The organism is Cognatiyoonia sp. IB215182 (assembly GCF_033963905.1).
In the GTDB taxonomy this organism is placed as follows: Bacteria; Pseudomonadota; Alphaproteobacteria; order Rhodobacterales; family Rhodobacteraceae; genus Yoonia.
In genome coordinates, this window is record NZ_JAXBMB010000001.1 from 644,612 (window position 1) to 669,103 (window position 24,492).

Here is a 24,492-nt window from a genome sequence, read left to right on the forward strand (position 1 = left end):
TTGGAGGCATCGCGAGAGTATGATTGTCCGATCAAGAAAGGTGATAAAAGCATGCAGGACCCCCGCGCAACGCAAAAGGATGCTTACGCCCTTATTCTCGAAGCGATCGACAATCACACTTACAAGCCGGGTGATCGTCTGGTCGAAAGCGAATTGGCCGAGCGTTTTGGCGTATCGCGCACCCCGATCCGCGAGGCGCTGCAACGGCTAGAGACGCAGTCGCTTCTGACGCGGGATGGCCGGTCGCTGATCGTGGCGTCGCTGGATCATTCGCAATTGTCCGAGCTCTACGTGGTCCGGGGCGAGCTGGAGGGGTTGGCCGCACGTCTGGCTGCACGCCACGCGACACCCGAAGAGATAAAGGTGCTGCGTGACATGCTGGAGGAGGATCGCAAGCTGATCGGGGATCCCAATGCGATGAGCCGCGCGAACCGGCGGTTTCACAAGCAGATCCATCTGGCATCGCATAACCGGTTTCTGGTGCAGCAGCTTGATCTGGTGCATCGGTCGATGGCGCTTCTGGCCACCACGTCCATCGCGGCTGAAGGGCGCTCGAAAGAGACATTGGAAGAACATGCCACAATCGTGGCAGCGATCGAAAAAGGCGATGGTGATGCCGCCTACAAGGCCTTGCGCGATCATATTTCAGAGGCGTTTGTTACCCGTCTGAAACTGGACGCAGCGGCGGTTGAGGCGGCGGAGTAGCACCGGCTTTCCAACCTTTCGGTAACAGAACGCCATGTGCTGTCTTGTCCCAATAGAAAGGTTTGCGCGCGAGTTCCCAAAAGCCCTTATAGGCGGCAAGTGCGCCCAGCGGAAAATAAGCCTGCAGAGTTAGCGCCCATTTGATGAGCCATTGTTTGCGCGCTTTGCGCAATCCGATTGCGGCGGCGACAAATCCGATCACCTCCGACATCAGGAACAGACCGGCGAGCGCCCAAAAGGCCCAAGAGGCGAGGATCGGCTGCAACGGGTGGTTGAGGCCCAGCGGAATGAGCCAGAAGCTCCACAAAATTGGCGCCAGTACGAATTGAGAGAGTGTGCCCAGAAACAGCACCTGAAAGCCAAAGAAACGCCACGCACCCAGGTCACGCCACAGCTTGCGTGGACTACGCATGTGAACGCCATAGGTGATTGCATAGCCCTTCAACCAGCGAGAGCGTTGTTTGACCCAAGGCCACGCGCGGCCATTCGCCTCCTCCTCGGTCACGGTGTCAATCAGCGCGGTGCGGTAGCCATGCCGGGCCAGACGCACGCCCAGATCGGCATCTTCGGTGACATTATGGGCGTCCCACCCACCCAGTTCTTCGAGGATATCGCGCCGGAAAAACAGCGTTGTCCCACCCAACGGCACAACCAGACCCAGCTTGGCGAGGCCCGGCAGGATCACGCGGAACCAGCTGGCATATTCGATGGTGAAACAGCGCGTAAGCCAGTTGGCGCTGGCATTGTAGTAATCAAGCGTGCCTTGCAGACAGGCCACATCGGGTGCGGCATTGGCAAAGCTGTGTGCAACAATGTGTAATTGATCAGGTGCGGGCGCATCTTCCGCGTCCCAGATCCCGATGATGCTGCCACGGGCAAAATCCAGTGCGTAGTTCAACGCGCGCGGCTTCGTCTTGATCGTGCCTTTCGGAACGACAATCGCCCGCATCCATGTGGGAAGGATCGTCCGGCCCAGCGTGTCGCGCGTAGTCTGATCATCCGCCTCCAGCACCAGACAGATATCGAGGAGCGCGCGCGGATAGTCGAGCGCCTTGAGACGTGTCAAAAGATGCTCGGCGATGACCGTTTCGTTGTAAAGCGGCACCAAAACTGTGATCACCGGCAGGCGCGCTGGCGTGACGCTTGTGGCTTCATCCTGCGCATCGCGCCAGCCCAGATAGGCGGCTGTCCCTTTCAGTGCCGCGTTCAGGCACAAGGTCAGTATGGCCCAGATTGTCAGAATCGCAAAAACGGTTGTTGGCGCAAGGACGAGGCACGCAAGTCCCACAAGAGCCGCACAAAGCCCAACCCAAAGGGCAAATCCGGCATCCCAATGACGGCAGCTTTCGGCATCCGCGACCTTGTTTTCGGCGCGCGCTATCAAACCCTTGTCACTATGCTTCTGAACCGCGCGATTTAATTGTTCTTCAGTTGTCACGGCCATGCGTACTTGACCAAAGCACTGCGCTAGCTTCGCCCGGTGGCGAGCAAAATGGTCAGGCCGCGCGGTCAGGACGATGCAGGCCCCACCCATGTGGCGCCAGGGCAAGAGGCCGTCCTTGAGGCAAATCGCCGGGCCATATGCGGCGATCAGGCTTTCGTCCGGCGGCTGCTCAAGCGGATTGATCAGCTGGCTTTGCGCTGCATCGGCGAGAATGGCGGCGAGGGTGTAGTCAGAGATGCGATAATCCCGCCCCAGCACGTCCGCAACATGGACCCCTTGCTGCAATGCCATACGCTGTGCGGCATGCGCGTCGGCGATGCTGATCAGCCCGCGCGCGGCAACTTCGTCTGACAGGCTACGGTTGCAGCCATGTGGCACGTGGCGCGCATCGGCCCGCCCTTTGGTTTGATCAAAATGCAGCATGTCCTTCCCCGAACCGGGACGAACATGGGGGAACTTGGTTAATCAGTCGTTAAGCATCATCCGGAACCAGCATGCGCTGGTTCTGGGCCATCGCCTCGGCGAAACGTTCGAACAGGTAATAGCTATCCTGCGGGCCGGGGCTGGCCTCCGGATGGTACTGAACGCTGAAGACCGGCTTGTCAGCCACGCGGATCCCGCAATTGCTGCCGTCAAAAAGTGAGACATGGGTTTCGATCACACCTGCGGGCAGTGTCTGACTATCCACCGTGAACCCGTGATTCATTGACGTGATCTCGACTTTGCCGGTTTCCATATCCTTGACCGGATGGTTCGCACCGTGGTGGCCGTGGTTCATCTTGATGGTTTCGGCACCCAGGGCGAGCGCCAGCATCTGATGGCCGAGGCAGATGCCGAAAACCGGGATCTCTGTGGCGAGGACCCCTTTGATCATCGGCACGGCATAACGCCCCGTGGCTGCCGGATCGCCAGGGCCGTTGGACAGGAAAACACCATCGGGCCGCAGGGCCAGCACCTCTTCTGCGGTTGCCGTGGCCGGCAACACGGTCACATCGCAACCGGCGCTGGCCAGACAGCGCAGGATATTGCGTTTGGCCCCAAAATCGACGGCGACAACCTTATGCTTGGGGCCGGTCTGCCGTGGAAAGCCGTCGGGCCAGGCCCACCGCATCTCGTCCCAATGATAGGATTGCGCACAGGTGACATCCTTGGCCAGATCGAGCCCTTCGAGCCCCGCGAAGGCACGCGCCTTCTTCACCAGCGCTTCGATATCGAAGACACCGTCAGGATTGTGGGCAAGCGCGACATGTGGCGCACCTTGCTGGCGGATCGCACGGGTTAGCCGGCGTGTATCGACACCGCCCATGCCGATCCGATTACGTTTGGCGAGCCACGCCGTCAGCTCTTCGGTCGCACGCCAATTCGACGGGGTGGTCGGGTCCCATTTCACGACCATGCCGTCGGCGACCGGATCGGCAGTTTCGTCATCATCGGGGTTCACCCCGGTATTGCCGATATGGGGAAACGTGAAGGTCACGACCTGTCCGGCATAGGAGGGATCGGTCATGATTTCCTGATATCCGGTCATCGCAGTGTTGAAGCAAAGCTCGGCCACAGTCTCGCCCGTGGCGCCAAAGCCCATCCCATAGAAGATCGTGCCATCTGCAAGCGCCAAACAGGCCGTGGGTGTCTGTGCCATGACGTGATCCTCCGATGTGCCAAATTGTGCCGTGGTGTATTGGGGGCGAGGCGGGCGGTCAAGGGAAGGTGTTGATATCGCCACCGATCTTGACGTCGCGCCACGGACGCTTGTCATAAACGGCCTCTGCGCATAAGCTTACCCCTCGTTTGACGGGACAAAAACGGAAAATCACCACATGAACATGCGCGACCGGGTCAATGTGGCCCTGAAGGATGCGATGCGATCAAAAGAGGCTGATCGCCTGTCAACCTTGCGGCTGATCAACGCCGCGATCAAGGACAAGGACATTGCGCTGCGCGGTGGAGCTGATGAGGACAGCGGCGTTGGCGATGCGGACGTGCTGGCGATCATGGGCCGCATGGTCAAGCAGCGCCAGGAAAGCGCGCGCGCCTATGAGGAGGGCGGGCGGCTTGAGCTTGCGGAAAAGGAACGTGCTGAGATCAAGGTGATCGAAGAGTTTCTTCCCAAGCAACTCAGCGAAGAAGAAACAGCCGCTGCCATTGATGCAGCCATTGCGGATGTGAGCGCGGAGAGTATTCGCGACATGGGCAAGGTTATGGCTGTGCTGAAGGGCAAGTACACCGGTCAAATGGACTTCGGCAAAGCAGGGCCCATGGTCAAGGACCGGCTCGGTTAGCCACTCTAGGCGGCCTGTCGCCGTTAGCTGCGCAGCGCACGCTTGAGATCATCATAAAGCGCCAGCCGCTCTGCGGCGTCGAGGAAGGCACCAATTTCAACCTCGCGGTCTCCACCGCGCAATGTGATGTAGTTTTCCACCGGGCCGCCCTTTGGGTGCAGGTGGACGGTGACCCAATACCGGTTGGCCTGCCACTCCTGGGCCGGACCTTTCGGGTTGTGGCGGGTCAGATGGGCGGTGTTCTCGTCGACCACCAACTCCTCTAGCACTTCGCCACGGCGGTAGCTGACATGCAAAGCTGCCCAGAGTCCGCCGATCATCAAGAGGAAAAATGGCAACAGCCCCCACAACACCGGTGTGCCGAGCACCGTGACAAGCGGGAGCGCCACAAGCAGTGCGGTGGCACCGATGAAGATCACAAAATCGCGGCGTAGAAGCGACCGATAGGGCCAAAGGCTCAGCTCCCAACGGGGTTTGTGATGTGGCGGCTCTGGCGTCCATTCATAGGGCATGGGAATGGTTATAGCGCGCGGCGCGATGCAGTCACATGCGCAACACTGTCGCGAGAGGACGCTGCCGGTTTGCTTGTTATACCGTTCGCATAAACCCAGCGGCAGCGTTGCAAAAAGAAGGCCCCGCGTTTAGCGGGGCCTTTACGTGTTTTGCGTCTAATGCGCGTGCTGCTTGTCCCAATCTTCCCGCTTTGGCAGCGTTTCGAACGTATGCTCAGGCGGTGGAGAGGGCAGAGTCCATTCCAGCGTATCGGCGTATTCGTTCCAAGGGTTGTTTTCGGTCACAACCTTGCCCCGCGTCAGAGTCCAGACCATCACACCGATAAAGAACAGGAACGATGCGAAAGACAGGAATGCACCCCAGCTTGAGACGTAGTTCCAGAACGCATAGGCCTCTGGATAGTCGATGTAGCGACGTGGCATGCCTTGCCGGCCCAGAAAGTGCTGGGGGAAGAAGGTCAGGTTCGCACCGATGAACATCGTCCAGAAGTGCAGCTTGCCCGCCCATTCGGGATACATCCGCCCCGCCATCTTGGGCAGGTAGAAATAGATCCCGGCAAAGATTGCAAAAACCGCACCCAGCGACATCACATAGTGGAAATGTGCCACCACGTAATAGGTGTCGTGATACACCCGGTCGACGCCTGCCTGGCTGAGCACGATGCCGGTCACACCGCCGACAGTGAACAGGAACAGGAAGCCGAAGGACCAGAGCATCGGTGTTTTGAACTCAACCGATCCGCCCCACATCGTGGCGATCCAGCTGAAGATTTTCACGCCGGTGGGGACGGCGATGACCATAGTGGCCAGCATGAAGTAGGACTGCTGAGTTAACGACATGCCTACCGTATACATATGGTGGGCCCAGACGACGAAGCCCAGAACACCAATCGCCACCATCGCATAAACCATCGGCAGATAGCCAAAGATCGGCTTGCGGCTGAACGTGGCAATCACGTGGCTGATGATACCAAATCCGGGAATGATAATGATGTACACTTCCGGATGTCCAAAGAACCAAAGGATGTGCTGATAAAGGATTGGGTCACCGCCCAGTTCCGGCTGGAAGAAGCCAAAGCCGAAGTTCCGGTCCATCAGAAGCATTGTAATCGCACCTGCAAGGACCGGCAGCGCCAGGAGGATCAGCCATGCAGTCACAAAGATAGACCATGCGAACAGCGGCACCTTGTGCAGCGTCATGCCCGGTGCACGCATATTCAGGAAGGTGGTGATCATGTTGATCGCGCCCAGAATCGACGATGCGCCTGACAGGTGGACGGCAAAGATCGCCAAGTCCATCGACATGCCCGCCTCACTCGTCGAAAGCGGCGCGTAAAGCACCCATCCAACCCCCGATCCGGATTGCCCATTGCCTCCCGGTGCCAGCATTGACGCCACGCCAAGCGACGCACCGGCAACAAACATCCAGTAAGAAAGGTTATTCAAACGCGGAAACGCCATATCCGGCGCACCGATCTGCAATGGCATGAAGTAGTTACCAAAGCCGCCGAAAAGCGCGGGGATCACGACAAAGAACATCATGAGGATGCCGTGATAGGTGATCAGCACGTTCCAAAGGTGCCCGTTTGGTGTGCAGGGCGAGGAGGAGTCTGCGAACAGACGCGCGCCTTCAAGGCACATGTACTGGACGCCGGGGTTCATCAGTTCGAGCCGCATGTAGACCGTAAAGGCGACGGAGATGAAGCCTAGGACACCTGCGGTGAACAGGTACAGGATCCCGATATCCTTATGATTTGTCGACATAAACCAGCGCGTGAAGAACCCGCGCTCGTCTTCATGTGTGTCGCCGTGGATGGCTGCGTCTGCCATTATGGCTCTCCTCGTATTGGCTACATAAAGGCTGTTCCGAGTCAGCGTCCGGCTCGCCTTTTCCGGCGGTTCTAAAGTGTTGTGCTTAAAGGGGCAATAATGGATGCGCACCTTGCGTTGAGTAATATTGGCGCAGGGCTTGCCTGCTGCATTTAGACCTGATTTGCTTGCCGTTGGGGCAGTATGCGGAGCGTATGATGGCAGGGGCTGAGCCTGAATTCACCATCGGGATCGAGGAAGAGTATCTGCTTGTCGATCAAGAGACGGGGCGTCTGGCACAAGCGCCGGATGCACTGATCGACGCATGCAAGGCTGATCTGGAAGGCAAGGTCAGCCCAGAATTCCTGCAATGTCAGATCGAGATCGGGACAGGCGTCTGCCACACAATCGCCGAAGCGCGCAAAGACCTGGGCCATCTGCGCCGGACCGTTGCACAACATGCCGCCGAATTCGGGCTGGCGCCCATCGCCGCCTCTTGCCACCCCTTTGCGGATTGGAAGGATCAGCACCACACACACAAGGAACGCTATGACAAGCTGCGTCGCGATCTGGCCGGTGTCGCGCGTCGCATGCTCATCTGCGGCATGCATGTCCATGTGGGCATTCCTGATCAGGAGCTGCGCATCCAGCTGGTCAACCAGCTGAAATACTTCCTGCCGCATCTGCACGCGCTTTCGACGTCGTCGCCGTTCTGGCAGGGCGATGACACCGGCATGAAAAGCTATCGCCTGACGGTTTTTGACAATTTGCCGCGCACCGGCCTGCCGCCGCGCATGGAGAATTGGGACGAGTTTTCGTCAACCGTTCAGACGCTTGTTTCGCTGGGGCTGATCGAAGATGCCTCGAAGATCTGGTGGGATTTGCGGCCATCGTCCAAGTTTCCGACGATTGAATCGCGCATTTGCGATGTTGCCCCCCGGATGGAGGTGACGCTGATACTTGCCGCGCTGACCCAATGCCTGACGCGCATGCTCTGGCGCCGGATTGTCGATGGCGACCCCTGGCCAATCGTTGCCAATTTCATGGTGGGCGAGAACCGCTGGCGTGCACAGCGCTATGGCATCTCCGAAGGGCAGATCGATTTCGGACGCCAGGCGCTGATTCCGTTTGAGCAAGCCGTCGAGGAGATTCTCGCGCTTATTGCCGAGGATGCCGAGGCGCTGGATTGCGTTGAAGCCGTTGAGGCCGCCCGCCAGATCGTTACGGATGGCACCAGTGCCGATCATCAACGTCAGGTGCGCGATGCCGCATTGGCCAGCGGTGCCACAAAACAAGAGGCGATGGCGGCCGTTGTCGCATCGCTCGTCGCTGACTTTCACAAGGATCTGTAAGATGTCTGAATTCACCAGCGCAGAAACCGATATGCTCTTCGCGACGCCACTGACGCGCTTCAAAGTGCAGGATCACGAGGCGCTGAACGCCGAACTTCTGGCGGAAGGAGAGCGTTTGCGTGGCGCGAGTGACGGTGTGCAGAAATCCAACCGCGGCGGCTGGCATTCCGATCTGGATTTTCTGGACCTTGATGTGCCCTGCATTCAACGCCTGCGCATGCTTGCCATCCAGTCGGTCAAAGACGCCACGCGGCGTGTGACCAGCAGGGTCGATCCGGACGATCTCAACATGAAAATCTCTGGTTGGATGAATGCCAATCCGCGCGGCGGCTTCAACGCACCACACACCCATCCCGGCGCGCATTGGTCAGGTGTCTATTACGTGAACCAACCTGAGGTGGAGACGGGCAATTCCGGGATGATCGAATTCCTCGACCCGCGCTCTGATCTGCCGAATTGGCGGCTCTTGCGGGCAAAACCGTTCCGGCCCAAGCGCAAGATCCGACCGCAGGCAGGTGAGATTGTGCTGTTTCCATCCTACCTGACGCATTGGGTGTATCCCAACGAAACCGACGTCGAACGTGTCACGGTCGCGTTCAACGCCACATTTCGCAAGCGTCGCAAGTCATAAGACCCTCGCACAGTGGGTCGGTTACAAGGCTCCCGAACGTCCGCATCTATCGCGAAATTGGATAGTGCTTCTTGAGGTAAACAGCTCAAGGACAGCGCATGTCAGCGCCATCGCGTGTCGAAGTCACTTCAACATGTGCGTTCAACCATCTGCAACATAAAGAGAATTTGGTGCGGTCGGGGGGACTCGAACCCCCACGAGTGTTACCTCACAGCGACCTCAACGCTGCGCGTCTACCAATTCCGCCACGACCGCAAGTCTTTCCAGGCTGGTAAGTGGAGCCCTCATAGACGAGGCGTTTTGTGATGCCAAGAGGGAAATAGCGTCTGCATCTGCGCGCAACACCGTCAGTGTCGAAACGTCACTTTTGCCCAACGGTCAATTGTGGCACAGAGTATGCTTGGGGCTTGAAACAGGACGCGGAAAGCATGGTGGAGTGGATCGTCAGCGATGGGTTGACCGACTATGAAGCGGCGCTCGACTTCATGGAGGCACGGGTCGAAGGCATCATTGATGGAACAGCGCAGGAATGCGTCTGGCTGCTTGAGCATCCGCCCCTCTATACTGCTGGTACCTCCGCCAGGGCCGAAGACCTGATCGATCCACACCGTTTTCCTGTTTATGAGGCACGGCGCGGTGGCGAATACACCTATCATGGTCCGGGGCAGCGTGTTGTCTACGTCATGCTTGATGTGGGCAAGCGCGGACGTGATGTACGGGCATTCGTGAAAGACCTCGAGAACTGGATTATCGCAACGCTTGACCGGTTTAGCGTTCGTGGCGAAATCCGAGATGGTCGGGTCGGAGTGTGGGTGCAGCGCCCCGAAAAGCCCACACAAGCGGACGGACAGCCCGCCGAAGACAAGATCGCGGCTCTGGGCATCCGCCTGCGCAAATGGGTCTCGTTCCACGGCCTATCCATCAACGTCGACCCGGACCTCGAGCATTTCGACGGGATTGTCCCTTGCGGAATCAAGGCGCATGGCGTCACGTCTCTTGTCGACTTGGGGCTGCCTGTGACAATGACCGATCTCGATGTGGCACTCAGGCAGACTTTTGACGCAGCGATGTGCGGTGATCTTGTGGTGAACCCTCCCGCCTGACGCCACTGAGTCGAAGCATGGCGTTTTCATTCATCCGAGGCGCCCGCGATATCAGCGGGCGCTCCATCGCGACATATCCAAAACGATGCCGTCGTTCTTCAATTAGAGGATGAGCGTGTCGCGTGTGACATGCCCAAGCAGGAAGCTGGCTGTGCTGCCCAAGACAAATGCTTCCAGACCTGTCTTTTGTGTGCGTCCGAACGCGACCAGATCGGGCCCCGCCGTTTTGATCGCTGCCAGGAGCACATCGTTGATCCTCCCGCTGGGCAGGTCAACATTTGGCCGCGGCACTGCATACGACATTTTGCGCATGATTTCGGCGAGGTGGCCGTGCACCATATCGCTAGCGTTGGCGCGTGCCGCCTCAGAGATGTCGCCTATCACCTTTGTCACCGTCACTTCAGCCTCTGGTGCGATGCGCAGGGCGTATTCAAATGCCCGGCGGGCATTGAGCGAGTGATCAAATGCCACAATTGTCTTTGCATAGCTGCTGTGAACGGGGCTCCGTACGACGAGGACCGGATGCGCGATCTTCGACACGATCTGGTCGGTGGATGTGCCTTGAAAAACAGTTGCCGCGGTCAAATCCTCACTTTGCCCCAAAACAACTAAATCAGGATCAAGCGCTGTGACTTTGGTGACGATGGTCTGAACCGGATCGCCGATATGCGTGTAGGCTGTCCAATTTGGCCGCTTCGTTTCATCCGGTGTCAGTTCGGCGAACTGCCCGGCGATCAGTCCATCCAATTCGGTTTTACGCGCTTCCATGTCTTCCGCAGCGGAGGCGCCGACATAGATGACATGCAGATGCGCCATATGGTCGAGGGCAAGGCGGCATGCCCGCTCAAAAGCGCGATCTGAGCGAGATGTAAGGTCGCTGGCATAGAGAATGTTTTGCATTTTGCGCCTGTTTGGTTTGGTAATTGTCATGCGCAGAATGGCTTTGTTTGGGTGGCGATGAGTTGACGTATATCAACCGTTTGTCGGCGTACCCACTAAGCGCTGATCTCACGCCAGCCACCGGGGGAGAGCCTGTCGAGTGACCAATCGCCCACCCGCCAGCGCACCAGCCGCAGCGTTGGAAAGCCGATATGGGCCGTCATCCGGCGCACTTGTCGGTTGCGGCCTTCGCTGATCACGATTTCGATCCACCGGTCCGGCACCGATTTCCGGAAACGCACCGGCGGATCGCGCTCCCAAAGGTTTGGTGGATCGATCAGTCGGGCTTTCGCGGGACGCGTTGGCCCGTCCTTGAGCGTGACGCCATCGCGCAGCTTCTGAAGGTCCGCATCCTTTGGTGCCCCCTCAACCTGCACCAGATAGCATTTGCTGAGCTTGTGCCTTGGATCGGCAATCCGCGCTTGCAAGCGTCCATCATCTGTCAAGACAATCAGCCCTTCACTATCGCGGTCCAACCGCCCTGCGGGATACACGCCGGGCACATCGATGTAGGATGAGAGGGTCGGGCGCGGCGTTGGGCTACGCGCATCTGTGAATTGCGACAGGACGCCAAAAGGTTTGTTGAATAGGATCACGCGGGCCATGGCTTTCATGTGCCGCAGATATGCGGGCCCGTCCATGCTGATATGAAAAATCGCATAGCGTCATTTTCCCTCTTGTGCCGAATCTCAACTTGCCCCAAATGCGCGCCCATAGACGCCAACGCACGCGCCTCTGGCCAGTGATAGTCAACGCACTCGTGTTTACGTAGCGACGGTAACGTCTCTTTTGGAACTGAGCGGTCTGGGGCGGTGAAAATCCGTTATGGCCGGGTCTACTGGAGATGACCCATGACTATGCACTTCGCGCCCGACGGGGCGTCTTTTTCTGTCGAATGCACTTCTCGCCTTGATGCGTTTGTCGCCGCGCGAAGCTTTGACAAGCCGACACTGGTGATGGACCTTGATCTGGTTGAGGCGCAATATCGTGCACTGCGGCGGGGGCTCGGGCGTGCCGATATCCATTATGCGGTGAAGGCCAATCCAGCGCGTCAGGTCATTGCACGGCTCGTCGATCTCGGCTCACATTTCGATGCGGCCTCGCGTGCGGAGATCGCGCTTTGCCTCGAAGAGGGCGCGCAGCCATCAGAGGTCTCCTTTGGCAATACGATCAAGCGCGCATCCGATATTGCGTGGGCCTGGGATCAGGGGATCACTCTGTTTGCTGCCGACGCTGCTGAAGAGCTGGAGAAGATCGCAGCGCACGCGCCGGGCGCTTGCGTTTACATCCGGCTGGTGGTCGAGACATCGCCGGGCGACTGGCCTTTGTCGCGCAAGTTTGGCTGCGACAAGGATATGGCGCTGCAATTGCTGGATATGGCGACGGCGCTTGGCCTGAACCCGGTTGGGTTTTCGTTCCATGTCGGGTCGCAGACCCGGCAGGCGGCGATGTGGGCACCGACTTTGGACGTGATGGCCGACATCTGGCAAGCCGCGCAGGCGGCGGGGCATGATCTGACACTGCTCAATATCGGTGGCGGGTTCCCAGCCTTCCACGGTGAAGCGATTGTGACACCGACGGCCTATGCCGCGGAGGTTATGGCAATGGTCGAAGCACGTTTTCCAAACGTCCCGCACATCATGGCAGAGCCGGGTCGCGGCATGGTCGCGGAAGCTGGCGTGATCGTGGCCGAAGTGATGCTCGTCAGCCGCAAATCCGACCGTGACCTGCATCGCTGGGTATATCTGGATATCGGGCGTTTTTCGGGGTTGGCCGAGACGGAAGGTGAGGCGATCCGCTATCAGTTCGAGACTGCGAAGGATGCTGAGCCGATGGGGCCATGTATTCTGGCGGGGCCAAGCTGCGACAGCGCGGATGTGCTTTATGAAAAGCGTCCTGTGTCATTGCCGCTGTCGCTGAAATCCGGCGATCGCGTCTTGATCCGCAACACCGGCGCCTACACATCCACGTATTCTTCGGTTTGTTTCAACGGCTTCCCGCCACTGGATGTCGTTGTCATCTGACCAAGGAGCGGCATGCGGTATACTGTTGCACGCCGCTAACCATTTATAAATTAACAATTTTCATGGTTTACAGGGTGTGAAACCTCGCTAACTTGCGAGGAAGAGTAGCAACAAGGCGCGCCCATGCCCCCGATTGAAGATCACCCGCTGCGCTATCAGATGGCCAATGAGTTGCATGCGCGGCCCTTTCCGGCGGTGGCCGCACCCAGCCGTGCCGCCTATCTGGCGATCAAGCCCGCAAGCAATGCCGCAGGCCGCGACCGCGAGGCGGATCGCGCCCATCTGATCGACCTCTTGGACCGCTTTGGCGCGCAGCATCCTCAACCGGGGGCCACGCATTACTTTGGCAAGATCGGCAAGCACCAGCTGAAATGGGAAAGCCATACGGAGTTTGTGACTTACACGATATTCGGGGAAGGCGTGGCGGACCGTCCCTTTGACGCGGCCACCTTTGCCGTGTTCCCCGAGGATTGGCTGGCAGCGGCGCCCGGCACGCGCGTGACGTCCGCGTTGATCCGCGTTGAAGTGGCCGATGGCGACGATGGCATTGCCGAAAAGGCACGCGAATGGTTTGTGCCCGAAAGCCTGGCCATCAGTCGTGTGGTTGGGGATGATCTGGTGGTCGCGGGAGATTTTCGGATCGACCCCGGTGGGCATATGCGATTTGCCGTCTTCGCGCGCCCGCATGTGGGTAACCGGCGCGTCGGTCGCGTCGTACAGCGGCTTTGCGAGATTGAGACCTATAAGGCGATGTCGATGTTGGGTCTGTCGCGGGCGCGGTCGCTGGGGCCAAAAATGGCAGAATTTGACAGGAAATTGACCGGTTTGTTGGAGAATATGCGTGGGGCGGTGGCGCATCCGGCAGAGGTTTTGGAAGGGCTTCTGGAAGTCTCGGCAGAGATCGAAAACACGATTGCGCAATCGACATTTCGTTTCGGTGCAACAGGGGCTTACGAGACGATCGTCAACCAACGCATCACCGTTTTGCGCGAGGAGCGCTTTGCGGGGCGCCAAACCTTTGGTGAGTTCATGATGCGCCGTTTCGACCCGGCCATGCGCACGGTGAAATCGACTGAAGGGCGCTTGCAGGCCATGTCTGATCGCGCCTTGCGCGCCGGCGATCTCCTGCGGACGCGGGTTGATGTGGAGCGCTCGGCCCAGAACCAGGAGCTGCTTACCAGCATGGACCGACGCGCCGATCTGCAATTGCGCTTGCAGAAAACGGTTGAGGGGTTGTCGGTTGTCGCGATCAGCTATTACGCCGTCAATCTGGTGCTCAACATGACCGGCCCGCTGGAAGAGGCGTTTGGTATCAGCAAGGTTGTTTTCGCCGCATTGGCGACGCCCATCGTGCTGGGGGTCGTCTGGTATCTCGTCAACCGCATCCGCCGCAATATGGAGTAAGTGCCGCACTTGCGCCCGGCCTGCGCCATGCTAACCATTGCGGACGGGAGGAAACGATGCGGATTATCACAACAGCCTTTATGGCGGTACTCGGCACGGGTGTTGCGGCGGACGGCTTGCCGCGCGCACTGACCGACGCCGATTTCCGGCCCGTGCGCGAGGTGGAGGCACGGCTGGGCCAGTTGCTGTTCTACGATCCGATCCTGTCGGGCAATCGTGAAGTGTCTTGCGGCACCTGCCACCACCCGGCCTTTGGCACGGGGGATGGTCTGTCGCTCGGCATTGGCGATGGTGGGATTGGTCTCGGCCCGAAAAGGGTGGTTGATCCCGAAAACATGCCAGAACAACGCATCCCACGAAACGCGCCCGCGCTCTTTAACCTCGGCGCGCATGAATTCACCGTGCTCTTCCACGATGGTCGGATCGAGGTCGACCCCGACCGTCCCGGCGGCCTGCGCACGCCGCTCGATGCAGATATGGTGACCGGCTTCGCCTCGCTTCTGTCCGCACAGACGATGTTCCCGGTGCTGAGCGCCGATGAGATGGCGGGGCACTACAGCGAGAATGACGTCTCCCAAGCCGTGCGGCGTGGGGTGATCACCGGTGAGGGCGGTGCGTGGGATATCATCGCGCGGCGTGTTGCGGATGTCCCCGCCTATGCCGATGATTTTATTGCCGTTTATGATCACATCGACGACCCGGACCAGATCACATTTGCCGATATCTCAAACGCGATTGCGGTTTTCATGGAATGGGAATGGCGGTCGGATACATCGCCCTTTGACGCGGTGCTTCGCGGTGAAGGCACGCTGCCAGAGCCTGCGGCAACCGGCATGGAGCTTTTCTACGGAAAGGCGGGCTGTGCGGCTTGCCACAGTGGCCCGTTTCTGACCGATCACGATTTTCACGCAATGGGGGTGCCGCAGATCGGCCCTGGCAAAGCCGCCCGCTTCGAAAGCCATGCAAGGGATGAGGGACGGTTTCGGGTGACCGGTGATGTCGCGGACCTCTACGCCTTTCGCACGCCGTCCCTGCGGAATGTCGCCCTCACCGCCCCTTATGGGCATGCAGGTGCCCATAGCGATCTGCGCAGTTTTGTCGTGGCGCATCTGGACCCAAAGGCAGGCTTGCAGGCCTACGACCTGACGCAAGCGACCTTGCCAGAGATGCCGGTGGATGACGCAGGCGGGCTGGCGGATAGCCCTGCGATCATGGCCGCGATATCCGAAGAGCCGATTGCGGTGACGGATGCGGAGGTGACGGCCCTGATCGCGTTTCTTGATGCGCTGACCGACCCCATCGCCGTTGAGGGACGATTGGGCATCCCCGAAACCGTACCGAGCGGTTTGCCCGTCGATCAGCCCTAGCGGCTGATGATCACGGTCTCGTTCGCCGGGCTTTCGTGGCCAGAGAACGAACCGTCAGGCCATTGCACGGTGATTACAGCACTTTCGGCATCGCCAAGACCAAAGTGCAGGGGCAGGGCGCTGTCTCCGGCGTGACCGCCGCCGACCACCCGTTGTTGCACCTGAATGCCTGCATAATCCGGGCCGTAGCGGACAATGACAGTCGCCCCAATCGCGAACGTGTTCACATCCATCTGGCTGAGGTCCACGCGCAGCCAGTTGCCGGTGTCTTCGGTGATGTTGCGATACAGCTCCATCGGTGCGCGGCGGTTCATCACCACCAGATCAAGCCTGCCATCATTGTCGAAATCCGCGAAAGCGGCTCCGCGCGAGCGATCCGTCGTCGCGATACCGGCGGCAGCGGCCGCCTCTACGAATGTGCCATCGGGGCTTTGCATCAAAAGGTTGTTGGGATCACGTGTGGCCAATCCCGGCATCTGGTCCACATTGCCTTTCGCAATAAAAAGGTCGGGCCGCGTATCGTTGTCTACATCCGCAAATTCCGCGTGCCACCCGGTCGAGGGGCGCCCGTCATCGCCGATATGGGGCCGCTGCGCATAAGTGCCGATGCTGAAAGGGGCTGCCTCATATGTGCCGTCCGGGTCCGCCAATTGCAGCAATTGATCACCCATTGAGGTCAGCATGACCTCGTCCAACCCGTCACCGGTCAAATCCCGGCTGGCGATCCCCATGCCCCAGAGCGAGACGTTGCTCCACCCGTCCTCTGGCCCGAGAAAGCGACCGTCGGCGATATCCCACATTTGCTCATGCCCGCCACGCACGTAGTAGTGGCGGTCATTGGAAATACGCAATGTCGGCTGACCACGCGCATCATTGGCAGCGAGCATCGACAAGGGGCAATAGCCGGGGGTGAGTGGGGTTGCGAAATAGTCACCGCGACCTGCGCGCAGGAGGTAATTGTCATCGCAAGCCTCAAACGGCCCGTCAGGGTCGCTGCGATCAACATAATTCCCGATGGCCATAACAAGGCCCTGATCGTCCCACCAGGCGGAGAAGGCGGTGGTCCAATCATCGCGCGGCGGTAACTCGCTGCCGCGATTGAACCGGCAATCGCCCGCGCCCATCTGCAGCACGTTCTGTCCGACCCGCATGATGAACAGATCCAGTGTACCGTCGCTATTGATGTCCAGCGGATAGGCACCTGTCACACCAGTGATTGCAGGGAAGTCGGCGGGTATGAAGGTAAAATCTCCCTGATTGATAAAGAGCTTCGCGGGGTTCTCACCACCTGCCGTAAAGATATCCGGCAGGCCGTCGCGGTTGCAGTCTAGAATGGCGACACCACCACCCACGAAATGCTCCCATCCGCCATCATAGATATGTTCAGGAAGGCCGGATGAGCGGTCCTCAAAATGCGGCTCCGCTGCCACCGCCGAGGCCAAAAACAGAACGGGTAGGGCACGGATCATGCGCGGCTTTCACCCAAGGCCGCATCAGTAACGGCGGTCAGGGCAAGCGCCGTGGCCCCGCGTGCCCAAGCCAAATCTCCCCAGGCGTGGATCTCGACCCGGCAGGGCGCGCGCCCGTCGTTCAATGTCAGCTTCTGCATCTCGGCGAGCACCTCATCGGCGTAAAGATAGTCGTACTTCATCCGCGCACCTGACAGAATAATCAGTTCTGGATCAAAGAGTTGGATGATATTCGACAGGCCCACCGACAGATAGCGTCCGGCCCGGCGAAAGATGGTCAGAGCCGCTTCGTTGCCAGATTTGGCCTGCGCAAAAAGCGCCTCAAGCATTGCAGCCGGGCTTTGCAGATTGCGGGGATTGCGGTGCAACGCTGTGGCCGCCTCGCGGGCAAGGGCATAATCGGCCAGATAGGCCTCCAGGCAGCCACGCTGGCCACAACGGCAAAGCGCGCCGTCGAGTTGCACCTTTATATGGCCAAGCTCCAACCCCATGCCGCGCGAGCCGCGGAACAGTTGATTGCCCAAAACCATCCCCATGCCGACACCATGCTCGATGGTCACGACCGCAAAATCCGCCATCGACCGACCCGCGCCGAACCACAATTCGGCTAAGGTCAGGACGTTCGCGTCATTGTCGAGGAGCAGTGGCAGCCCGAAACGGCTGACAAATGCATTGGCCATGTCCACGTCTCGATCAACCAAAAGGGGAGACCACGGCACCATGCCGGTTTCGAAATCGACGATCCCCGACATCCCGATCCCGACGGCCGAGATGTCTGCCAGCGATTTGTCGGTGCTTTTCAGCACAAGGTCCATCAGCGCATCGATTTCTTCCAGCAGCGCATCCAGCGGTTTGGGCGTTGGTTGCGTTTGCAGGGATGCGTCACCCAGCATATTGCCTGCAAAGTCTGTGAGGACCGCAGAATGCGTTTCATCCGATAGCTTGATGCCGATCACATGATGTCCCTTGGGCACGACTTCGAGTGCGACAGGCGGGCGGCCGCGTCCGGTTTCACGGGGGGCACCTTCGACTTCGCGCAACAAGTTCGCCGTGATCAAGTCGGCGGTGAGGGTCGTCGCAGAGCCTGCGCTGATACCAAGCGCACGCGTCACATCAGTGCGTGCCGCGCGTCCGGCAGCCCGCACATACTCGAAGATCTGTTGACGTAGCGGCTTGGCCTCGTTGCTCTCAATGGGCAACATCGGGCCGCAGCCAGAGGGTTTCTCTGATTCGCCGCCTTCCGCTGTGATTTCCTCATACATATTTCAAGACTTGAACTATTGCGTGGTGTAAACTCAGCAAACAACCCGATTTTCCAAGCTTTGCCCAAAACTCATGCGGGATCAAAGCAAATTTTTCGGATTTTGACCAATTTTTATTTTGACAACTGAAATTAATTGGTCATCCTGTACGACGTAGGGTCAAAAGACCCGCGCCCCCGAGACGGGAGGGCAAATCTTTGGGAGGAACAAATGCATAAATCCATTATTGCCGCGGCCATTGCGGTTGCTGGCTTCAATTCTGCCGCATTGGCAGACGGCCATGGCGTTACCGTTGGCGTCAGCTGGTCCAATTTCCAGGAAGAGCGCTGGAAGACTGATGAGGCGGCTATCAAAGCTGCATTGGAGGCTGCTGGAGCCACCTATGTGTCTGCAGACGCGCAATCATCCTCGGCCAAGCAGCTTTCAGACGTTGAAAGCCTGATCGCGCAGGGCGTGGACGCCCTGATCATTCTCGCGCAGGACGCAGCTGCGATTGGCCCTGCAGTCGATGCAGCCGACGCTGAAGGCATTCCGGTTGTGGCCTATGACCGTCTGATCGAGGATCCACGCGCCTTCTATCTGACCTTCGACAATGTTGAAGTGGGCCGTATGCAGGCCCGTGCGGTTCTTGCCGCCCAGCCAAGCGGCAACTACGTCATGATCAAAGGCTCTCCCACCGACCCGAACGCGGATTTCCTGCGTGGTGGTCAGCAAGAGGTGCTGCAGGCCGCGATTGATAGCGGTGCGATTACCATTGTTGACGAGGCCTATACCGATGGCTGGCTGCCTGCGAATGCGCAGCGCAACATGGAGCAGATCCTGACCGCGAATGACAACAACGTGGACGCCGTTGTTGCCTCAAACGATGGTACTGCAGGTGGTGCAGTTGCGGCGCTGACGGCACAGGGTATGGAAGGCATTCCGGTGTCTGGCCAGGACGGCGACCATGCAGCACTCAACCGTGTGGCGCTGGGTACACAGACCGTGTCCGTCTGGAAGGACGCACGAGATCTGGGCTACGCGGCAGGCCAGGTGGCCGTGTCAATGGCAAGTGGTGCGCCGATGATGAGCGTTGTCGGCTCTGAAAAGTGGACGTCGCCCGGCGGCACCGAGATGACATCTCTGTTCCTTGAGCCTGTGCCGATCACGGCGGCCAACCTGACCACCGTTACCGATGCGGGCTGGATCACTGTTGAGGCGCTTTGCCAGGGTGTTTCGGGCGGTCCTGCCCCTTGTAACTAAGTGTCTGGGGCGGTCAGTGGACCGCCCTGACTGGGACCTTATGACCTTTTCGTAAGGTCCCCCTCGCCAAATTTCAAAGTGCCTATGTCATGCGCCGGCCCGTAGCGGGCTGGATTGGAGCATCATATGACTGATCAAGTCGCAGAACCCCCAAAAGCCGAACGCAACTTTCTGGCCAAGCTGGAGGTGGATACGCGCCTCCTCGGCATGATCGGTGCGTTTATCCTCGTCTGCCTCGTTTTTAACGTGCTGACGGAAGGGCGGTTCCTGACGCCGCGCAATATCTTCAACCTGTCGATCCAGACAGTCTCGGTAGCGATCATGGCCACGGGCATGGTGTTCGTGATCGTGACGCGGCATATCGACCTGTCAGTCGGTGCGTTGCTTGCCACCTGTACAGCTGTCATGGCGATGACACAGACTCAGTTCCTGCCGAATATGTTGGGGCTTGAGATCGGTCATCCGATGATCCCGTGGATCACCATTCTGGTGGGGCTGCTGACAGGCGCGCTGATTGGTGGCTTTCAGGGTTATCTGATCGGCTACCAGATGATCCCGGCCTTTATCGTCACGCTGGGCGGCCTTCTGATCTGGCGCAACGTGGCGTGGCACATGACCAATGGTCAGACGATTGGTCCACTGGATGAGACATATCTGCTGTTCGGCGGGATCAACGGCACGCTCGGCGTGTTCTGGAGCTGGGTTGTCGGCTTGATTGCGGCGGCGGCGGCTGCATTTGGCTTGATGATGGCGCGCCGCACGAAGGTGGGGCACGGTTTCCCTGTCAAACCGATGTGGGCCGAGATGGCCGTGATCGGGATCGTTGTTGCCGCTATTCTGGGCTTCGTCGCCGTCCTGAACTCCTACACCGTACCTGAACGCGTGGTCGCGCGCGACCTTGCCCGCTGGGGCTGTGAAACGGCTGAGGGCTGTAACGCGGCCTATGGTATTCCCTATTCGGTCCTGATGCTGATTGTAGTAGCCGTTGTCATGACGGTAATTGCGCAGCGCACCCGGCTTGGTCGCTACATCTTTGCCACGGGCGGTAACCCGGATGCGGCAGAGCTTTCGGGGATTAACACCAAGCTCTTGACCGTCAAAATCTTTGCGATGGTCGGCGTGCTCTGTGCGCTTGGTGGCATCGTCGCCTCGGCGCGATTGGGGTATCATACCAACGATATCGGGACGCTGGACGAACTGCGTGTGATTGCGGCAGCGGTGATCGGTGGAACCGCCCTCTCCGGTGGGGTCGGCACGATTTACGGCGCGATCATCGGTGCGCTGATCATGCAATCGTTGCAATCAGGGATGGCCATGGTGGGCGTGGATGCACCTTACCAGAACATCGTCGTTGGCTTTGTGCTGGTATTGGCCGTCTGGATCGACATCCAGTACCGCAAATTCTCGGGAGCGAAATGATGACCCCATTGGTTGAACTCAAGGATATCTCCATCGCGTTTGGTGGGGTCAAAGCGGTCGATCATGTAAGCCTTGATCTTTATCCCGGCGAAGTTGTTGGCCTTTTGGGTCACAACGGGGCAGGCAAATCGACGCTGATCAAATGTCTGTCCGGCGCATATAACAAGGATGCGGGCGAGATCATGATCAATGGCCAACATGCCGAGATCAACAACCCGCGCGACGCACGCCGGTACAATATCGAGACGATTTATCAGACGCTCGCTCTCGCCGACAATCTGGATGCGGCGGCAAATCTGTTTCTGGGGCGTGAGTTGACGACCGCGGTTGGGATGGTGGACGATGCCGCGATGGAAGCGGAGACGCGCAAGATCATGGGCCGCCTCAATCCCAACTTCCAGAAGTTTCACGCGCCCGTATCGGCACTGTCGGGTGGTCAACGCCAATCCGTCGCCATTGCGCGCGCCGTCTATTTCAACGCAAAGATCCTGATCATGGACGAACCGACTGCCGCCCTTGGGCCGCAGGAAACGCAGATGGTCGCAGAACTCATTCAAGAGCTCAAACGCGAAGGTTTGGGCATCTTCCTGATCGACCACGACGTGCATCAGGTCAAGGAGCTGTGTGATCGGGCGGCGGTGATGAAGAACGGGCAATTGATTGGTGTCGTAAAGGTTGATGAGGTATCAACCGACGATCTGCTCGCCATGATCATCGCAGGCAAAAAACCCGAACACCTTGCGGCCTAATGTATATCGGCCTTGATCTGGGGACATCAGGTCTCAAGGCGATCCTGATCGATGATAGGCAGGCAGTTCCGGCCGAGGCTGTCGCGCCGTTGGAGGCCGTGCGGCCCGCGCCCGGCTGGTCTGAACAGGCGCCAGCGACCTGGCTTGATGCCGCAGATTCGGCCATGCGGGCGCTCGGCGCGCAGGTGTCGTTGGATGCGGTGCGCGGGATCGGGCTGTCCGGCCAGATGCACGGCGCGACGCTACTGGATGCAGCGGATGAGGTGCTGCGCCCTTGCATCCTGTGGAATGACACACGGTCCGCCGCAGAGGCGGCGGAACTCGACGCTGATCCGCAGTTTCGCGAGCTAACCGGCAATATCGTCTTCCCCGGCTTCACCGCGCCAAAACTGGTCTGGGTCGCGCGACATGAGCCGGAGACTTTTGCGCGGGTGGCGCGCGTGCTGCTGCCGAAGGATTACTTGCGTCTCTGGCTGACGGGTGAGGCGGTGGCCGAGATGTCCGATGCTGCCGGAACCTCGTGGCTGGATGTCGGCAAACGCGACTGGTCGGATGCTTTGCTTTCGGCAACCGGGATGAGCCGCGCGCATATGCCGCGTCTGGTCGAAGGTTCGGAGATTTCGGGGCAGTTGCGGGATGAACTGGCAAGCCGCTGGGGCCTGCCCAAAGGTGTGGTCGTGGCTGGTGGTGGCGGTGACAACGCGGCGAGCGCGGTTGGCGTGGGTGTTGTGAAGGCGGGAGAGGCGTTTGTCTCACTTGGCACGTCAGGTGTGCTTTTTGCCGCCTCTGACGCTTATCAGCCGGATGCGGCGACTGCCGTGCATACCTTTTGCCATTCTTTGCCGGGCACTTGGCATCAGATGGGCGTGATCTTGGCCGCAGCTGACGCGCTGAACTGGTTTGCGGGCGTGGTGGGTGCGCCCTCGGCCACTCTGACGGGTGTTCTCGGAGAGTTGCAAGCGCCAACGCGGACGTTGTTTTTGCCGTACCTGGGCGGTGAGCGGACGCCGCATAACGATGCCAGCATTCGTGGATCGTTTCTGCACCTGGATCACGGGACCGATCAGGCAGCCATGACCCGCGCTGTCCTGGAGGGTGTGACCCATGCGATCCGGGATTGTTATGACGCGCTATCGGCGACGGGGACGCGCATTGACCGCTTGATCGCGGTTGGTGGCGGTTCGAAGTCGGATTATTGGGTGCAGGCGATTGCGACATCGCTCGACATGCCGATTGAACTGCCAACAGATGGCGACTTTGGCGGTGCATTCGGGGCGGCCCGCCTTGGCATGATGGCGGCGACCGGTGCCGGGGTCGAGATCGCAGCACCTCCGCAGATTGCGCGCACGATCGAACCTGACACATCGCTTACTGCGGCCTTTGCCGAAGCCCATGCACGCTACCGCGCCAGCTATGCCGCGCTGAAAGGACTGAAATGACTGACTTCTTCAAAGGCATCCCCGCTATCAAATACGAAGGCCCCAACAGCGACAACGATTTCGCCTTCCGCCACTACAACGCGGACGAGATGGTGATGGACAAGGCGATGAAGGATCACCTGCGCTTTGCCGCTGCCTATTGGCATTCCTTTGCTTGGCCCGGGCTTGACCCGTTTGGCGGCCAGACCTTTGACCGGCCCTGGTTTGGCGACACGATGGCGGCGGCGAAGCTGAAGGCGGATGTGGCGTTCGAGATGTTCCAGATCCTCGGCGTGCCTTACTTCTGCTTTCACGATGCGGATGTGCGTCCCGAGGGGACGAGCTTTGCTGAGAGCACGAAGAACCTTGAAGAAACCGTTGATTACTTTGCCGAAAAGATGGCAGCGACGGGTGTCAAGCTGCTGTGGGGCACGGCCAATCTGTTCTCGCACCGCCGCTACATGGCGGGGGCGGCGACGAACCCGGACCCGGACGTGTTTGCCTATGCGGCGGCGACGATCAAGACCTGCATGGATGCGACGATCAAGCTGGGCGGAGAGAACTACGTCCTTTGGGGCGGTCGCGAAGGCTATGAGACGCTGCTTAACACCGATATGGGGCGCGAACGGCAGCAGGCGGGTCGCATGTTGCAGATGGTGGTCGACTACAAGCACAAGATGGGCTTCAAGGGGACGATCCTGATCGAGCCGAAGCCGCAGGAGCCGACGAAGCATCAGTATGATTACGACGTTGCGACAGTCTATGGCTTCCTCAAGGATTTCGGCCTTGAGGATGAAGTGAAGGTCAATATCGAGCAGGGCCACGCGATCCTCGCGGGCCATTCTTTCGAGCATGAGCTGGCACTGGCGCGTGAACTCGGCATCTTCGGGTCCATCGACATGAACCGCAACGATTATCAATCCGGCTGGGATACCGACCAGTTCCCGAACAACGTGCCTGAAATGGCTTTGGCCTATTACGAGGTACTGCGCGCGGGTGGCTTCATGACCGGCGGGACGAATTTTGACGCGAAGTTAAGGCGGCAAAGCCTTGATCCTGAAGATCTTATCCTTGCTCATGTCGGTGGCATGGATGCTTGCGCGGCAGGGCTCAAAGCTGCGGCGGCCATGCTCGAAGACGGCAAGCTGGAAGCGGCGCGCAACGAACGCTATGCGGGCTGGGATACGCCCGACGCGCAAGCGCTGCTGACACAAGCGACCCTGGATCACTGTTATGATTGTGTGGTCCGCGACAACATCGACCCGCAGCCGCGCTCCGGCCGTCAGGAGCGGTTGGAGAATCTGGTCAACCGCTACGTCTAAGCACCCGGAAAACCTGACCTTGTGCCGATTTGCGGGCCTGCC

21 protein-coding genes and 1 tRNA gene are annotated in these 24,492 nt (G+C 59.2%); 13 read left to right on the plus strand and 9 right to left on the minus strand.

The genetic code is table 11. From position 1 onward, the window contains the following. Nucleotides 1–51: 51 nt before the first annotated feature. Nucleotides 52–705 (plus strand): GntR family transcriptional regulator, encoded by a 654-nt coding sequence (locus SLH47_RS03300; protein WP_320237913.1) that lies wholly within the window; start codon nt 52–54, stop codon nt 703–705. Here SLH47_RS03300 and SLH47_RS03305 read toward each other — a convergent pair. Both SLH47_RS03305 and carA read right to left on the minus strand, forming a co-directional pair. Continuing rightward, nucleotides 659–2,572: a glycosyltransferase family 2 protein gene (locus tag SLH47_RS03305; protein WP_320237914.1), complete on the minus strand. Its 1,914-nt coding sequence runs from the start codon at nt 2,570–2,572 to the stop codon at nt 659–661. The genes SLH47_RS03300 and SLH47_RS03305 overlap by 47 nt on opposite strands. A gap of 49 nt (nt 2,573–2,621) precedes the next feature. Then, the gene (gene carA / locus SLH47_RS03310) at nt 2,622–3,788 is read right to left on the minus strand and encodes a glutamine-hydrolyzing carbamoyl-phosphate synthase small subunit (RefSeq protein WP_320237915.1); all 1,167 of its coding nucleotides are present in this window, start codon (nt 3,786–3,788) and stop codon (nt 2,622–2,624) included. Nucleotides 3,789–3,966: 178 nt separating this feature from the next. Here carA and SLH47_RS03315 point away from each other — a divergent pair, with 178 nt between their 5' ends. Continuing rightward, the gene (locus SLH47_RS03315) at nt 3,967–4,428 is read left to right on the plus strand and encodes a GatB/YqeY domain-containing protein (RefSeq protein WP_320237916.1); all 462 of its coding nucleotides are present in this window, start codon (nt 3,967–3,969) and stop codon (nt 4,426–4,428) included. Nucleotides 4,429–4,451: 23 nt separating this feature from the next. Here SLH47_RS03315 and SLH47_RS03320 read toward each other — a convergent pair whose 3' ends face one another. Both SLH47_RS03320 and ctaD read right to left on the minus strand, forming a co-directional pair. After that, nucleotides 4,452–4,940 (minus strand): DUF2244 domain-containing protein, encoded by a 489-nt coding sequence (locus SLH47_RS03320; protein ID WP_320237917.1) that lies wholly within the window; start codon nt 4,938–4,940, stop codon nt 4,452–4,454. A 156-nt stretch (nt 4,941–5,096) separates the two neighbouring features. Next, entirely contained in the window at nt 5,097–6,770 is a 1,674-nt protein-coding gene (gene ctaD, locus SLH47_RS03325; protein WP_320237918.1) for a cytochrome c oxidase subunit I, read from the minus strand. A 197-nt stretch (nt 6,771–6,967) separates the two neighbouring features. Between ctaD and SLH47_RS03330 the strand changes: the two genes are divergently transcribed. Both SLH47_RS03330 and SLH47_RS03335 read left to right on the plus strand, forming a co-directional pair. Then, on the plus strand, nt 6,968–8,101 hold the full coding sequence (locus SLH47_RS03330) for a carboxylate-amine ligase (RefSeq protein ID WP_320237919.1): 1,134 nt from the start codon (nt 6,968–6,970) through the stop codon (nt 8,099–8,101). 1 nt (nt 8,102) lies between these two features. After that, the gene (locus SLH47_RS03335) at nt 8,103–8,732 is read left to right on the plus strand and encodes a TIGR02466 family protein (protein WP_320237920.1); all 630 of its coding nucleotides are present in this window, start codon (nt 8,103–8,105) and stop codon (nt 8,730–8,732) included. A gap of 168 nt (nt 8,733–8,900) precedes the next feature. On the opposite strand, the gene SLH47_RS03340 is transcribed toward SLH47_RS03335, so the two are convergent. Continuing rightward, nucleotides 8,901–8,987: transfer RNA gene (locus SLH47_RS03340), tRNA-Leu, on the minus strand. Between the two features lie 152 nt (nt 8,988–9,139). On the opposite strand from SLH47_RS03340, the gene lipB reads away from it, so the two are divergent. Further along, nucleotides 9,140–9,835 carry a lipoyl(octanoyl) transferase LipB gene (gene lipB, locus SLH47_RS03345; protein WP_320237921.1) on the plus strand — a complete coding sequence of 232 codons (696 nt, stop codon included), beginning with the start codon at nt 9,140–9,142 and terminating at the stop codon, nt 9,833–9,835. Nucleotides 9,836–9,937: 102 nt separating this feature from the next. On the opposite strand, the gene SLH47_RS03350 is transcribed toward lipB, so the two are convergent. Further along, on the minus strand, nt 9,938–10,735 hold the full coding sequence (locus SLH47_RS03350) for a universal stress protein (protein WP_320237922.1): 798 nt from the start codon (nt 10,733–10,735) through the stop codon (nt 9,938–9,940). Nucleotides 10,736–10,830: 95 nt separating this feature from the next. Beyond that, nucleotides 10,831–11,379, minus strand: coding sequence for a pseudouridine synthase (locus SLH47_RS03355; RefSeq protein WP_320237985.1), 549 nt, complete (start codon nt 11,377–11,379; stop codon nt 10,831–10,833). A gap of 246 nt (nt 11,380–11,625) precedes the next feature. Between SLH47_RS03355 and SLH47_RS03360 the strand changes: the two genes are divergently transcribed. The 3 genes from SLH47_RS03360 (at nt 11,626) to SLH47_RS03370 (ending at nt 15,569) form a co-directional block, all read left to right on the plus strand. After that, complete coding sequence (locus tag SLH47_RS03360; RefSeq protein ID WP_320237923.1) at nt 11,626–12,798, plus strand: type III PLP-dependent enzyme; 1,173 nt, start codon at nt 11,626–11,628, stop codon at nt 12,796–12,798. Nucleotides 12,799–12,921: 123 nt separating this feature from the next. After that, nucleotides 12,922–14,202 (plus strand): DUF3422 domain-containing protein, encoded by a 1,281-nt coding sequence (locus SLH47_RS03365; RefSeq protein ID WP_320237924.1) that lies wholly within the window; start codon nt 12,922–12,924, stop codon nt 14,200–14,202. Between the two features lie 56 nt (nt 14,203–14,258). Continuing rightward, complete coding sequence (locus SLH47_RS03370) at nt 14,259–15,569, plus strand: cytochrome-c peroxidase (RefSeq protein WP_320237925.1); 1,311 nt, start codon at nt 14,259–14,261, stop codon at nt 15,567–15,569. Here SLH47_RS03370 and SLH47_RS03375 read toward each other — a convergent pair. Further along, nucleotides 15,566–17,038: a CRTAC1 family protein gene (locus SLH47_RS03375; protein ID WP_320237926.1), complete on the minus strand. Its 1,473-nt coding sequence runs from the start codon at nt 17,036–17,038 to the stop codon at nt 15,566–15,568. The genes SLH47_RS03370 and SLH47_RS03375 overlap by 4 nt on opposite strands. After that, a complete protein-coding gene (locus SLH47_RS03380; RefSeq protein WP_320237927.1) occupies nt 17,035–18,300 on the minus strand; it encodes an ROK family protein in 1,266 nt (421 codons plus the stop codon). Before SLH47_RS03380 ends, SLH47_RS03375 begins: the two co-directional genes overlap by 4 nt. Nucleotides 18,301–18,510: 210 nt before the next feature. Between SLH47_RS03380 and xylF the strand changes: the two genes are divergently transcribed. The 5 genes from xylF to xylA all read left to right on the plus strand — a co-directional run bounded on the left by xylF (nt 18,511) and on the right by xylA (nt 24,450). Then, nucleotides 18,511–19,542 carry a D-xylose ABC transporter substrate-binding protein gene (xylF, locus tag SLH47_RS03385; protein WP_320237928.1) on the plus strand — a complete coding sequence of 344 codons (1,032 nt, stop codon included), beginning with the start codon at nt 18,511–18,513 and terminating at the stop codon, nt 19,540–19,542. 126 nt (nt 19,543–19,668) lie between these two features. Next, the gene (locus SLH47_RS03390; RefSeq protein WP_320237929.1) at nt 19,669–20,961 is read left to right on the plus strand and encodes a sugar ABC transporter permease; all 1,293 of its coding nucleotides are present in this window, start codon (nt 19,669–19,671) and stop codon (nt 20,959–20,961) included. Beyond that, on the plus strand, nt 20,961–21,710 hold the full coding sequence (locus SLH47_RS03395) for an ATP-binding cassette domain-containing protein (RefSeq protein ID WP_413785610.1): 750 nt from the start codon (nt 20,961–20,963) through the stop codon (nt 21,708–21,710). Before SLH47_RS03390 ends, SLH47_RS03395 begins: the two co-directional genes overlap by 1 nt. After that, on the plus strand, nt 21,710–23,149 hold the full coding sequence (gene xylB / locus SLH47_RS03400; protein WP_320237931.1) for a xylulokinase: 1,440 nt from the start codon (nt 21,710–21,712) through the stop codon (nt 23,147–23,149). The genes SLH47_RS03395 and xylB overlap by 1 nt, the downstream gene beginning before the upstream one ends. Beyond that, nucleotides 23,146–24,450, plus strand: coding sequence for a xylose isomerase (xylA, locus tag SLH47_RS03405; protein ID WP_320237932.1), 1,305 nt, complete (start codon nt 23,146–23,148; stop codon nt 24,448–24,450). The genes xylB and xylA overlap by 4 nt, the downstream gene beginning before the upstream one ends. Nucleotides 24,451–24,492 lie beyond the last annotated feature (42 nt).